The following is a 13,940-nucleotide window of genomic DNA, read 5'->3' on the forward strand; positions in this document are numbered from 1 at the left end:
TAACTTCACTCAACGGTCATTAAGCTTAAGCGATCGGAATCGAGAAGTCAATTTCGGCAGTGTTGAAACCACCGAGGTCGAAACTGCTACTGTACAGGTCAAAACTTCCGTTGTTGATGTCAATATTGTCACTCCACACCGGACCGAATTCTACGTCATCACTAAAGTCAAAAGGCCAGATCGATACATCGTAACCCGCCGATCCTTCCAAAGCGGTTAAGGGAATATCCAACTCGTACTCAACCGAGGTCGTATTGTTCAGTATCGGATCGATATTCACCGTTCCCGTAATATCGACTTTGCCATCTCCATTCGTATCTTGCGGCGTAATTTGCAAGTCAGTTCCGACGGTGAAAGGTACTGGATTGGCATACCCTTCCACATTCAATTCCCCGGTTAATTCATCGACAGTCAAATCTAGATCTTGCGCCAGATAGAAATCCCCGGTAAATGAGGCATCAAACAAGTTCCAATTGGCATAAGCAAGGCCGAGATCTAAATTGCCTTCAATAACATAATCGAGGGCTTCGGCGGCGGCACTCAAATAAGGAATACCCGCTTCAGAAAGTGCCGTTAACAAGACCTTATCTAAATCCAAACTCGCATCTAAGAATAGGTCGCTCTTGTAACCGGAAAGACTGTTGCTGCTGGCGCGATCGCCTTCAATATCGATGTTGGGAGTATAACCGGAAATATCCCCAAATCCACCCGTTTCATACCCAAACGAACCGATCGTAAAACTATCATTTTCAATTTCGTCGAAGGAGAAATTCATATCCTCCGTATCGAACTGGAAGTTAAACGACTCGTCGATATCGACTGCACTAATATCATAGGTGTAGTCGTCGATTTTGTAGTCGATCGTTACCCAGCCTCCGGCATAAATCTCGAAGAGAAAATCGAGGTAAGCGGACAGTCGGGGCGTGGTCGTTTCAAAGTTAGCCGTATCGGCGAGGGAAAATCCCGAAGACAGGGTAATCGTTTGACCGGAACTGATGGATTCTGGAAGGTCAACCCAGACATCCACAGGCAATTCGGAATCAATACTGCCCGAGTCGATCGCATATCCCGTATTTAAGCCGATACCGCCATAAGTTCCCGCCCCAACTTCGACAAAACCAAAGTCTTTTGACGGGGTAATATCCCAAGTGATTTTGTCGGTACCAATCAAGTCTTGTAAGGGCGACCAATTCCACTCTAACTGGGTGGAAGAACCACTATCCCAAACACTTTGACCCGCACTCGAAAAGTCGAGACTAAAAACGCTCTGCGTTCCTTTGTAATATGCCAGTTTGCCGTCATTAGAACCGACGACTAAATCGAGATAGCCATCATCGTCGATATCGGCAAAACTCGGACGGGCATTGTCGCCAACATCAATGCTGTTAAACGGGTTGTTACTGCCTGTTTGCTCGTTAAAGATGCCGTTATCGTTGCGGAAATATTTAATTTTGCCGTCGTTTGCTCCTACTGCCGCATCGGTATCTCCATCTCCATCGATATCGGCAAAGGCCACATCGGGAGTGACAGGAATGTTGTTTTGGAAAGGATTGTTGTTGCTGTCTTCGGTAAAAGTACCGCCGTCGTTGCGATAGTAGTTAATCGAGTAATCGCTGTCTTTTCCCTCAGGAATGAAAGCATCTAAATCTCCATCTTCGTCGATATCTGCAAAGGATGGATTGAATCCAGTGATGCTGTCAAAGGGATTTGCACTTCCCGTTTTTTCGACAAAACTACCGTTATTATTTTGGTAGTAGTAGATCTCATTGAGATTGCCGCCAATAATGGCATCTAAATCGCCGTCGTTGTCGATATCTGCAAAAGTAGGATCGGCGCCAGTATCGGGAAGATTGACACTTTTGAGTGGATTGAGATTGTTGTCGGGGACAAAGCTACCGTTGTTGTTGGAGAAATAAGCGATGGTTCCGTCCGATCGCCCGACAAAAGCATCCATATCTCCATCGCGATCGATATCTGCAAATGTTGGGTGGGAATAGTCACCGACATCGATCGGATTGAAGGGACTATCTGTCCCATATTGCCCGATGACATTGGTAAATTGACTTTTTTCGAGAACGACCGTTACTTCGTCGGTTAAACTTTGGTTGAATCCGTCGGCAACTTGAATGTTTAAGTTGTATTCGTCGGCTCCATCCGATCGCAGTCCGACGGCATCGGCGATAATAATTTTGCCATCGACTGTAATGTCGAAATAGTTTTGACCCGTTCCGCCAACGACACTGAAAATCGGGTTTTGTCCATTTTCATCGGTTGCGGGAACTCGCGCGACGATCGTACCGTTGTTGTTGTTTTCGTCGTGGAAAATAAAGGTTTCGTCGTCGTCGAGCGCAATTTCCGGCGCTTCGTTCCCGTCTTCAATGGCGATCGCCACGTCGGTTGTGGTGGTTTCTCCCCGCGCGTCGATCGCCTTGAGGGTGAGAGTATAACTATTCTGAGTTTCGTAGTCGAGTTCGCGTCCGTCGGCGATCGTAATTTCCCCGGTGTTTTCGTCAATGGTAAAAGCGTCCCGTTCGTTCCCACTGACGATTTTGTAGGCGATCGTGTCCGCTTCGGGATCCGTCGCACTCACGGTTCCGACGACGGCTCCATCGTGCGGATTTTCGCCAATACTGAAACTCGTCGAGCCGGAAAAACTCGGGGCTTCGTTGACGTCGCTGACATGGACGGTAACGTATTTGCTTAAGGTCTGCCCGCTCGCGTCGGTGGCTTCGACGAACAGTTGATGTAAATCGACGGTTTCGCGATCGAGTTGGCTGCTGTCGGCGACGGAAAGCTCTCCAGTGAGACTGTCGATCGCGAAAATCCCGTCACTGTTGCCTTGGACGATTTGGTAGGCATTGCTGCTGGCTGGATTGGCGATCGCCACACTACCCACCACCGTCCCATTCTCACTATGCTCTTCGATGCCAAACGCCTCACTCACAATAATGTCAGTCTCAAGATCGAGGCTCGCGACATTTTGTAAGGTTACTAAATCATTTCCAGCGAGAGAGAGAGTTCCGGTGGCACTGTCGAACGCCAGTTGGTCGAAATTGGCAGTTTGCTCCAACGTCGCCGACAAGACGAGGCGATCGCCTTCTGCCGAGTTGAAATCTTGAACGGTATCACCGCCGTCTGCAATGTCAGTCAGCCAGAAATAATCGGCTCCCCCGTCTCCAAATACCACGTCACCGCCTTCTTTCCCGACGATGATGTCATCTCCCGAACCGCCCTCAATAATATCGTTGTAGAGACCGCCGACTAACAGATCGTCGTCACTCGACCCGGAAAGCTGCTCGCCGATCCCCAGTTCCCAACTTCCCGCCTCGAATACAAAGTAGCTCACATCTTCCGTGGTGTGACTGCCGTCTTTATATTCCGCCTCTTCTAAAAATGTGGTGAAACTGTCGCTGTCGATCGCCGTAATCCTAGTGGTAGAGGGATCGGCACCGTTGTAAGACAGGGTAGGCAGAAACACCACCGGATTCGTATAACTGTTTTGGAGGTCGATGGTCTGGCTGTTCTGGTTGAAGTTAGTAATCCGTCCGAACTCGCCGATAACTGTCCCGTTGACATCGGTCAGCAGTCCCTCGCCTTCCAACGCCAGAAAATTGACAACTTCGTTAGCGTGATCGACTTCGGTATCGTGACTTTGGTCTTCTTCGATTTTGACGTCTACACTGTCGGTTCCCAAGTTGCGGTAGCGCACCCCCGCCGGATCGGATCCGTTATAGCTCGCCATCGCTGCCATCAATTCCGGGGCTTCGGCAAACTCCGAGGAGAGGGCGATCGTCGAAAAATTTTGATTGACACTCGTTCCCGTACTCCCCGCTTCAAACAAATGACCGTCCCAATTTCCCTCAACGGCATCCAACGCCAGCCAACCTACCGATTCGAGGGCGTGTCCGTTTTGCAAGGCTTCTTCTTCTTCCATCGCCAGGGAGAACCCCGTCGAACTAATATTGTTCTGACGGGTACGGACAAACTCGGTATCGTTGTTCGTCTGTACCTGACTGAAAATAACAGGAGTGCTGCCGAAGCTCGAACTGAAGTTAACGGAGGTAAAGCCTTGGTTGGTTAAATTGCTCGTGTCGAGTTTGCCAACTTCTAGTTTAAAAGTATCCTGGGTCATGATGGTTTCCTCCCTTTTATTCTGCGGCGGTATCTTTTAACTCCAGCATGGCCTCGGAGAACAAAAGTGCAAATATAGAAAAGTTGATAAAAGTTGAGGTGTTTGCGGGTCAAAAAAAAGCGCGATCGCCCGCGATCGGCCTGGAAGTTGATAAAAAGTAATAAAATTTGAGATCTTTTTGAGATCTTGAGGTTTCGATCGCCGACAAGATCGGAGAAATAGCAAAACCCAACTGAGAATTGGGAATACTAAGGGATTATAGCCTTGCTTTCGTTAAGAATCTTAATTGAAGGGCGATTCTGGGAGAACAGGCGATCGCAATACATCAAAATATTAATAAACTAGCCCCCCTTTCCAAGGGGGGTGGGGGGGGTTCTACGCCATAATTTATCCGAAAGCCAAGGGGGTATCGTCGCAAGATGTAACAACTCCAACTTTTACCTGCCCTACAATTCCCAACTTATCTCCATTGCTAAACAAATGCAGCAAAATCCCACAACTGCGGAGAAAAAACTTTGGCAGGAGTGCTTGCGACATTTTCCCTTGCGTATTTTGAGACAACGCCCCATTGATAATTTTATTGTTGACTTTTATTGTGCGAGTTTGAAGTTGGTTATTGAAATTGATGGAGACAGTCATTTTACCCAACAGTGTCAAGACTATGATGAAGAGAGGACGCGGATTTTAGAAGGATATGGGATAACGTTAGTTAGGTTTACTAATGTTGATGTGTTGCAGAATATTGAGGGGGTTTGTCAGGAGTTAGAGGGTTGGATCCCCCCAACCCCCCTTAAGAAGGGGGGCTTTTAAGAGAGGATGTTATCTGTGGGAAAAAGGGCGATCGCATTTCTGGGATTGGGGGCGATCGTATTTCTGGGATTGGGGGCGATCGCATCAAATGTAGGGGCGATTCGCGAATCGCCCCTACAAGGAAATCTACAGGGGTTAAAATGGAATCTGCCTTGATTGCACTTCACGATCGCAATTAGGATTTTCTAAATCCTCATCCCATTGTAGCGGATTGTTCGCGATGTACTGACGGATATTGTGTAGAGATTTATCATTGCGATTGATGCGATCGTAAAAATCACGTTGCCAGACCGGATAACCAGGCGTATCGCGCAATTGGTTAATTTTTCGACCGGAAACAGTTTTAAAAGCTCCCACCAAACCACCCAAAGGTTTGCGATCGCTTTCGCTACAAGTATCAGTAATAATGAGAATACCATGTAAATGATTTGGCATCACCACCCAAGCATCTAATTCTACATAAAGGTATTGTCGAGCGAGCCATTGCCACATTTCAGCAGCAATACGACCGTACTCGTTTAATTCTACGACCTTACCAACGACTTCACCAAACAAACATTCCCGATTTTTAGTGCAAAGTGTAACAAAATATGCTCCTGGTTGGGTATAGTCATATCCTTTCAATCGTAGGGAACTGCGCCGAGGTTTTTCCGGATTGTAGGGCATAGTTTTGGTGCAGTTAGATGAGTCATTTTAGTGTATCGCAAGTTCACGCTCATGTAGGGGCGATTCGCGAATCGCCCCTACAACAAATCCCGCTTTTTGGAAAGCGATCGCAGTTCTGGGAGGGCGATCGCTCTCTAGGAGAAAACAGGCGATCGCTCTTTGAAGGAAAAGGCGATCGCTCTCTGAAAAAAACAGGGGATCGAGCGGTAATGTAGGGGCGATTCGCGAATCGCCGCTACAACAAATCCCGCTTTTTGGAAAGCGATCGCATTTCTGGGAGGGCGATCGCTCTCTAGGAGAAAAGAGGCGATCGCTCTTTGAAGGAAAAGGCGATCGCTCTCTGAAAAAAAACAGGGGATCGAGCGGTAATGTAGGGGCGATTCGCGAATCGCCGCTACAACAAATCCCGCTTTTTGGAAAGCGATCGCATTTCTGGGAGGGCGATCGCTCTCTGGGAAAGGGGCGATCGCTCTCTGGGAAAGGGGCGATCGCTCTGTTGGGGAAAAGCGAGCGTGTCTTGGAAAAAAGCGATCGTTTCTGCTGTTTCTCCTTGGAAGAAATAAGGCAATAGTGTATTAGAGATTTCTATGTTTTAGCCAGCAGCTAATCTCGAAAACACTTTAGGCATAGCTACTGACTATATTCACCAAATTCCCATTGAGTTCATTCCATAAAGGGTGCATGGGACGTTTTTCAAAGGTGCCGTCTCCATTGGATAGATATAAGTCCGCCATGTACATATCATTTCCGGGAGAAAAACTCGACCCTCCCGGATCCCCAAAAGTTGTAAATGTTCAAAAGCCGATCGCGCGTGTTCTCCAAAAATAGCACTCAAATCTAGATTATGTTCTAGATAAAAACTTAAATCTAAATTAGGAGAAAAATCCCGACCTTCATCCAACCCAAAAGTTTGTAAATGCTCGAAAGCTTTAACGGTATTGTTGCCAAAATTAGCTTTCAAATCGCTATTTTGGTCGATGTAATATTCTAAATCAACCCACGGCGAAAATGGACGACCTTCGGCGAGGCCAAAATCAGCTAAGTGTTGATAAAGTTGCCCGGGACTTGTCAGTCCTTCAACGGCTAAATCGAAGTTCTTGGCGCCGTAGAAGTCTAAATCAATTAATGGCGCCCACTCCTTATTCTCTCTTGTTTGAACTGGAATCGCCCTGCGATCGAATCGATTGATAACGGCTACGTTCGCTTTCGCTTTCCGAGAGTGTATCTCAGAGGCGATATCCACGCTTCGATATAAGACTAGAAGCGATACGAAAAATATATAATCTTATTTTCTGCCGAGCAATTTTTAATTTAAAACCGTATTTACCCGGATTGTGTAGATATTTTTTTGATAAATTCCATCAAAAAGTACGTATAAATACGGTTTAAACTTGGCGATATTTTGATTTTTTGTAATCGAAATCCCTGAAAGCCCCTCAACTTCGTGAGACGCTGTGGGAACAGACGGCGCCAGGGTTGTCACACAAGCCCTCGATTCAAGCACGGTCCACCGCATCGAACCATTCCCACTACAATAGTCAAACAGAGAGACTCAAACTTAGTGCAAGCCCACGCGAGTGATGACCCCACCGTCTGAATTAGAGAGCATCCCCCAACAAGATCCGCCGAAACTGTACGATCCGGCGGACTACGAATCGAACGACGATCCCGACTACGACCCCTATCTCGACGAAATCCCCGACGAAGTTGAGATGTCGCTGTTCGATCATCTCGAAGAACTGCGAATACGGCTATTTTACGCGATCGCGGCGATCGCCGTCGGATTTGTGGGGTGTTTTGTCTTTGTTAAACCCCTCGTCCGCTTGCTGGAAATTCCGGCCCGTGGCGTCACCTTCCTCCAACTCTCTCCTGGGGAATATTTCTTCGTCACGGTCAAAGTCGCGGGGTATAGCGGCTTAATTCTCGCCAGTCCCTTCGTCCTTTACCAAATCCTCCAGTTCGTGCTTCCCGGGTTGACTCGTCGGGAACGGCGCATCATCGGCCCGATCGTGTTCGGATCGGCCTTTTTATTCCTTTTGGGGTTAGGATTTGCTTATATTGCCCTGATTCCCGCCGCTTTGCAGTTTTTTACCAATTATGGCGCGGGAGTGGTCGATCAAATGTGGTCGATCGAGCGATACTTTGAATTTGTCTTATTACTGCTCTTTTCGACGGGAATCGCCTTTCAAATTCCCGTGATCCAACTCCTTTTAGGTACCCTCGGAATTGTTTCTTCGCAAAAAATGCTTTCTGGGTGGCGCTACATCATTCTTGGCGCGGCGATTTTAGGCGCTATTTTAACCCCTTCGACCGACCCCCTCACCCAATGTCTCCTCGGTGGCGCGGTGGTCGGTTTGTATTTCGGGGGAATTGGTTTAGTGAAGGTGTTCGGACGTTAATCAGAAAAGATCGAGGGCGCCAAAACAGGCGCCCTTATTGTCTTTAGGGACAAGTTAGGAGAGAAGAATTAACAGGCGATCGCCTCCATGGGGAAACGAGAACGAGAATTCAAGCGGTTATCCGGTTCGGACCACACCAGAGGAACGGACTCCCAGGTTTCGGGGAAGGGTTGGCGGCGGGAGACTTGCGCGGCGCGTTCGTAGTGAGAAAACGCCCGTGATAGATTGGTCAGCCGATCGCCGCCGAGGCGATCGCTATACATGAGCGCGAGGTTGTTGTGAATCGGGGCGCGAGCTTGGGGAAAACTATCGCGTTTTAAAACATCTAAAGCCAGTTCGCAACAGGCGATCGCCGTTTCGGTATTTTCCCCGCGATCGCCGATCGCACTTTCCCCGATCGCCTCGCCCAAATTAACGAGAACCGCCGCCAATTTCAGTGCTTCAAGGGAATTTAATTCCGGGGAAACTCGACCGACCCACTGTCGCAAAAGAGCGAGCCAAGCAGAATCGAAGATCGCTAAATACTCCGACCGTTCGGCGGGAATGGCGCCGCCCCCAGTAAGGGTTTCCCAGCTCATTTGTAACAGGCGACCCCACGATCGCTCTTGCGGGTTACCGCCGAGTAAATTTTGCCAAATTCCACCACTGTGAACACTTAAAACCACTGGAGCGATCGCCCCACCGCGATCGCCGTGGCGGTAGACCGTTCCCTTAAACCGTTGCCCTTCGGGGAATAAGGGGTGAACTCCGCGAGGCTCAAAGGTGTTTTTTAAACTCGGTTGTTGCATGATTAAATACTCCGTCACTTAAAAAATGCAAAAAATCCCGCTTCAATCGGGCATCAATCTAGTCTGGTTAAGAAAAAATTATTAATTCCCGATCCAAACGATCGTTCTTGCGAGAGAAAACTGGCAATCTTAAATCAATATGACTCCGGTTGAGCACGATCGAGTTCCCTAAAATCCGAGGGGATAGGAACGATCGCTCGGTTGGGATCTACCCTCTCCGACTTTCAATATTTATACCGTAGTCTTTTTTACGATTTCACGGATTAAATTTTAGTTTAAGTTTTTGTTTGAATTTCGAGGGAACGAACTGCGCGATCGCCGCCCCGGGCGGATTGTTCTCACTCTATATCCCAATCGCCATCGACAAACATTTCCAGACGATCCAAATCCCGTTCTAACGCGGTCAAACAAGCGACGATCGCCTGGGATACTTCGCCGACCTCAACGCTATCACTTTGTGCCTCGGAGCCGAGGCGTTCGATTTCGGCAGCACTCGCCGCAATCCCTCGGGCGCCGACATTGCCCGCCGATCCTTTTAAGCGATGGGCTTTGTGGGCGATCGCCTCCGGGTTTCGTTCCCGAATCGCCGCCGCCAACTCGCTCAAATCCGAGCGGGCGTGTTCCAAAAAAGCCACCAGCAAACGACGTTGTAACGGTCGTTTTCCCCGAGATAAATTATCCAATCGCGCCCGGTCAAGCAGTAAATTCGGCGTGGAGAGCGCCCCCGCCGGGCGTTCGTCGCGAACCGTAGGAGACGAAGGACTCCAACGGTGCAAAATCCGTGCTAACGCTTCCAATTCCACGGGTTTGCTCAAATAATCGTCCATTCCCGCCGCCAAACATTTCTCCCGTTCTTCCGTCATAGCGTGGGCCGTCATGGCGATCGTCACCGTATGGCGATCGCCGTCTCCTTCGCGCTTGCGTAACTCCGCCGTCGCCCGATAACCGTCACACACGGGCATCTGGCAATCCATCAACACGATATCGTAATGACATTGCGCCAGGCGATCGAGGGCTTCGCGACCGTTCGCCACGCAATCGCCCTCATACCCTAACGCTTCGAGTTGATTGAGAATCACTTGCTGGTTGACCGGATGATCCTCGGCGATCAAAATTTTGAGCCCGGACCGACGCGATCGCGCCCCCACACTGCCCGACGTAGACCCTTCGCGGCGATTCTCCCGGGGAGACGCGACCCGATCGCCCGACGATCCCACCGCCACCGCCGCCGACTCGATCGCCCTCGACCGGAGAACCTCCACCAACTTCTCAAACAACTTCGACGCCTTCACGGGTTTGAGCAAATAATGATTCGACCCCGGACCGAGCAACTCTTCCACGCGATCGCGCTCTTGCAGAGAACTCATCAAAATCACCCGAGTCCGCCCCAACTCACCACCGACAATCCCCTCGACCACCGAACCCGAAGAATCCCGATCCGCCAACGGAACCTCCAACAACAGCGCATCGTAAACGCGATCGCGCCGCCTCGACCGTTGTAACGCCTCTCTCGCCAACTCCACAGAAGCCACCGCATCCGAATGCATTCCCCAAGAATGAGCCAAATACTGCACCACCTGCCGCGTTCGGGGATGCTGCGCCACCACCAACAACCGCCGCCCCGCCAAATCCAACGGAACCGGAGGCGACAGGGCCTGACGTTGTTTGCCAAACTCCGCCGTAAACCAAAACTTAGAACCGACCCCCAGACGACTTTCAACCCCAATTTGACCGCCCATCAACTCGGTCAACTGCTTGCAAATCGCCAATCCCAAGCCAGTCCCGCCATATTCCCGACTCGCCGACGCATCCACCTGAGAAAACGAGCGAAATAATTTTTGCTGATTTTCCTCGGAAATCCCCACCCCGGTATCGGCGACGAAAAAGCGCAACAAGACACCCTCTTGGGTTTCCTTTTCCCACGCCACCTGAACCATGACCTCGCCGCGTTCGGTAAATTTAATCGCATTACCGACTAAATTGAGCAGGATCTGACGCAGACGCACCGGATCGCCGTGTAAGTGGCGCGGGACCTGGCTGTAAACCAACACCACCAACTCCAGACCTTTCATCTCCGCTTGGGCGGCGAGCAGTTCGACCACTTCTTCTATACATTCGTCCAGATTGAAATCGATGCAGTCGAGTTGCATTTGTCCCGCTTCTAACTTAGAGAAGTCGAGGATATCGTTAATCACCCCGAGCAGGTGAACCGCACTATTTTGAATAATTTGGGCGTAATCTTGCTGTTTGGGACTCAGTTCGGTTTGATAGAGCAGTCTCGCCATTCCCAACACCCCATTCATCGGAGTACGGATTTCGTGGCTCATGTTGGCGAGAAACTGAGAGCGGATCGAGAGGGCTTCGAGGGCGGCTTCGCGGGCGGCGACGAGGGCTTGTTCGTATTCTTTGCGATCGCTGATATCCCGGTGAATACCGATCGCCCGTAATGGATTGCCCCGGGCGTCTCGCTTCCAGACTTTGCCCCGTCCGAGAATCCATTTCCACTCGCCGGATTTGGTTTTAATCCGATATTCGGTTTCGTAAATGGGGGTGCGTCCTTCTAAATGATCGCTCAAGACCGCTTTCATGCGATCGATATCGTCGGGATGAATCGACTGCTCGAAAGAATGGGCGTGGGTTTCGAGTTCTCCTTCTTCGTAACCGAGGATCGCCGTCCACTGGGGACTGAAATAAAGTTCTCCCGTGGCGATATTCCAATCCCACAGCCCTTGTTCGGTTCCTTCTAAGGCGAATTGCAAGCGTTCCTCACTTTCGCGCAAGGCTTCTTCGGCTTGTTTGCGATCGGTAATATCCATCATCAAACCGTCCCAGAGGATATCGCCGTTCGCTTGTTTTTCCGGTCGCGAGGAGGCGCAAATCCATTTAATTTGGTTGGAGGGAGTGACGATCCGACCTTCCCAGTACCACGGAGTGAGGGTTCGAGCGGATTCGAGGATCGATCGCCGCCACTCGGCTCGGTCTTCGGGGTGGATCGCATCGACGATCGCCCTGGCGTCGGCTTCGATTTGGGCGGGCGATCGCTCGTAAATCTCCTCACATCCGGAGCTGATGAAGGGAAAGCGCATCGCACCGTCGTCTTGGAGGACGAATTGATAGAGGGTTCCCGGGACGTTTTTCGCCAATCGTTGCAAGCGCGCTTCGCTATTTCGCAGGGCATTTTCAATGGTTTGCCGATCGCCGATCTCCCGTTGTAATTGGGCATTGGCTTCCCAAAGGGCCGTCGTGCGTTCGCTGACCGTTTTTTCTAGCTGCTCTTGGTAGAGGCACAATTGCGATGGGCTGTGGGCGTCGCCGTCGATCGTCGGTCCGAAGGCGATCGCGAATTGAATCGCGCCGTTGTCGTCGCGTATGGCTTTAAACGAAACCGTCGCGATCGCGCAACGGTCGTCCTTGAGATCGAACTCGAATTCGCTGCGAGCGACGGTTCCCGCGATCGCCTCTTGGAACGCTTTGCGGGTTTGCTCGGCGAAGGTCTCGGCGAGGCGATCGCGTGTAGCCTGAGCCATGGCTTCGCGCTTCGCGAGCGTGCCCTTTGCGCTTAGGGTCTCCCCAGGAGCATCGTCGCGATCGCCCCGGGTCGCATTCCACCACGGAATTTGCCAAAATAAACGACCGATCGCCTCGTCCCGGGTCAACTGAGCCAAATCGAGCGCCGCTTGGTTAATTTCTAATACTCTGCCGTCGGGTTGGAGAAGGGCGATCGATTCGAGGGCATTGTCGAAAATAGCTTGAAAACGGCGATCGCGTATAGCCTGAGCCATGGCTTCGCGCTTCGCGAGCGTACCCTTTGCGCTTGGCGATTCCAAAGAAGTATCCCCCTCGCCGCTCCCTTTCTCGTCCTCGGGATACTCGGGCGTCGATCCCACGAATTGGCGAACGCTTCGAGGGATGGAAATCCCCACCGCTAACGCCGTCAAAGCGCCGAGTAGCTCCACCGCCAGCCACTGCCGTTCGTGGGAGCCTCCCCCGCCCGCGAGATCGACCGCGATCGCCAGCACGCAGACCGACGCCCATAAGCCTAGGGAGCCGAGAAACGGTCGCAACCGACTCGCTTGGGGTTTGAACGACCAGTAGGTGCACGCCAAGGCGATCGCGCACCCGGCGAGGGCGATCGTCGTCTGAGCGATCGGCTCTAGGGTCGATAGGGCGGGTGACGGCATCGAGCCAAGGGAGTTGGTCTCGAACGCTGCTATTAAAACTCGAAATAGTACCATGTATTACCCGACGGTTAGATAGGGATATCGTGAACTACTCCAACCTGCGATCGCAAGGTTGGGGCTTCCTACCCATCAAACTGCGAAACGGTAGCGGTCTTGCGACCTCTACTATCTCGACTTACACTTGGGCGATCGGCGATCTCCCCCGTTCCAGAGGATAGAATCCGCAGTCTTTCATCTCCGATCTTTTTGGCCGCGTTGATGTCGCCGCGATCGTGTTGAGTCCCGCACTTTTCACACCGCCAACTCCTAAGATCGAGGGTCAGGCTTCTGACTTGATTTAGGCAGACATTACAAGTTTTAGAGCTAGGGAAAAAACGATCGACTTCTTGATATATTTTCCCTTCCCACTCACACTTGTATTTCAACAGGGTGCAAAATTGACCCCAACCGACCTGACTAATTCCCCCCGGAGATAAGTTGAGTGCTACCACCTGTAAGCACTGAGAATAAGGCCCTTTCATCCACTCGTATTCTTTCTTGAGATTCGTTATCTCTTTCTGAATAGCGAACCTAGAAAGACCTTTTCCGGTTGCTTTATAGGTTTCATTGGTTAGGTTAAGAGCATAATTCCAAGCAAAACGACAACACCCAAAACTTTGGGCTAAGTGCTGTCGTTGTTTTGCGGTAGGATAGATTCTGACTCTTGTTGCTCTCAACATTACCAGTAAAACTTTTAGCGATCGATTTATTAAATCACAAAAAGATCGAACTTCATTCTAAGTTCGCTTTCATCCCCCATCTACTTCGTTGAGATGGGAGAATTCTCGCTTACTTCGGTTAAAATTCCCCTTATTTTTTAGAAGTTTCTCAGTTAACAGCCCGTCGCCCACCCCGGCGATTCCGATAGCCCACTCCCGGCGGCAGCGCGATCGCCGTCTCGCGCCATTGGCTGGGTTGGTGTCTT

10 protein-coding genes and 1 pseudogene are annotated in these 13,940 nt (G+C 50.5%); 4 read left to right on the forward strand and 7 right to left on the reverse strand.

What is annotated here, in order from left to right:
- Positions 1-25: 25 nt before the first annotated feature.
- Complete coding sequence (locus HCG48_RS11300) at positions 26-4,132, reverse strand: cadherin domain-containing protein (protein WP_168569240.1); 4,107 nt, start codon at positions 4,130-4,132, stop codon at positions 26-28.
- A gap of 363 nt (positions 4,133-4,495) precedes the next feature.
- On the opposite strand from HCG48_RS11300, the gene HCG48_RS11305 reads away from it, so the two are divergent.
- Positions 4,496-4,942, forward strand: coding sequence for an endonuclease domain-containing protein (locus HCG48_RS11305; protein WP_281362113.1), 447 nt, complete (start codon positions 4,496-4,498; stop codon positions 4,940-4,942).
- A gap of 135 nt (positions 4,943-5,077) precedes the next feature.
- Here the strand turns inward: HCG48_RS11305 and HCG48_RS11310 are convergent, their stop codons facing one another.
- Positions 5,078-5,608, reverse strand: a complete 531-nt coding sequence (locus HCG48_RS11310; RefSeq protein WP_168569241.1) for a transposase — start codon at positions 5,606-5,608, stop codon at positions 5,078-5,080.
- Between the two features lie 17 nt (positions 5,609-5,625).
- Here HCG48_RS11310 and HCG48_RS11315 point away from each other — a divergent pair, with 17 nt between their 5' ends.
- Positions 5,626-5,823: a hypothetical protein gene (locus HCG48_RS11315; RefSeq protein ID WP_168569242.1), complete on the forward strand. Its 198-nt coding sequence runs from the start codon at positions 5,626-5,628 to the stop codon at positions 5,821-5,823.
- Between the two features lie 179 nt (positions 5,824-6,002).
- Here the strand turns inward: HCG48_RS11315 and HCG48_RS11320 are convergent, their stop codons facing one another.
- On the reverse strand, positions 6,003-6,176 hold the full coding sequence (locus HCG48_RS11320) for a hypothetical protein (RefSeq protein ID WP_168569243.1): 174 nt from the start codon (positions 6,174-6,176) through the stop codon (positions 6,003-6,005).
- 75 nt (positions 6,177-6,251) lie between these two features.
- On the reverse strand, positions 6,252-6,851 hold the full coding sequence (locus HCG48_RS11325; RefSeq protein WP_168569244.1) for a hypothetical protein: 600 nt from the start codon (positions 6,849-6,851) through the stop codon (positions 6,252-6,254).
- A 337-nt stretch (positions 6,852-7,188) separates the two neighbouring features.
- Here HCG48_RS11325 and tatC point away from each other — a divergent pair, with 337 nt between their 5' ends.
- Positions 7,189-8,007 (forward strand): twin-arginine translocase subunit TatC, encoded by an 819-nt coding sequence (gene tatC / locus HCG48_RS11330; RefSeq protein WP_168569245.1) that lies wholly within the window; start codon positions 7,189-7,191, stop codon positions 8,005-8,007.
- Positions 8,008-8,075: 68 nt separating this feature from the next.
- Here the strand turns inward: tatC and HCG48_RS11335 are convergent, their stop codons facing one another.
- Positions 8,076-8,795 carry a sel1 repeat family protein gene (locus tag HCG48_RS11335; protein ID WP_168569246.1) on the reverse strand — a complete coding sequence of 240 codons (720 nt, stop codon included), beginning with the start codon at positions 8,793-8,795 and terminating at the stop codon, positions 8,076-8,078.
- Between the two features lie 338 nt (positions 8,796-9,133).
- The gene (locus tag HCG48_RS11340) at positions 9,134-12,976 is read right to left on the reverse strand and encodes a PAS domain-containing protein (protein ID WP_168569247.1); all 3,843 of its coding nucleotides are present in this window, start codon (positions 12,974-12,976) and stop codon (positions 9,134-9,136) included.
- 83 nt (positions 12,977-13,059) lie between these two features.
- On the opposite strand from HCG48_RS11340, the gene HCG48_RS27035 reads away from it, so the two are divergent.
- Positions 13,060-13,194 carry a hypothetical protein gene (locus HCG48_RS27035; protein ID WP_445974487.1) on the forward strand — a complete coding sequence of 45 codons (135 nt, stop codon included), beginning with the start codon at positions 13,060-13,062 and terminating at the stop codon, positions 13,192-13,194.
- Between the two features lie 33 nt (positions 13,195-13,227).
- On the opposite strand, the pseudogene HCG48_RS11345 reads toward HCG48_RS27035, so the two are convergent.
- A pseudogene (locus HCG48_RS11345) lies at positions 13,228-13,695 on the reverse strand (helix-turn-helix domain-containing protein); the annotation flags it as partial.
- Positions 13,696-13,940 lie beyond the last annotated feature (245 nt).

This window comes from Oxynema aestuarii AP17 (genome assembly GCF_012295525.1).
In the GTDB taxonomy this organism is placed as follows: domain Bacteria; phylum Cyanobacteriota; class Cyanobacteriia; order Cyanobacteriales; family Laspinemataceae; genus Oxynema; species Oxynema aestuarii.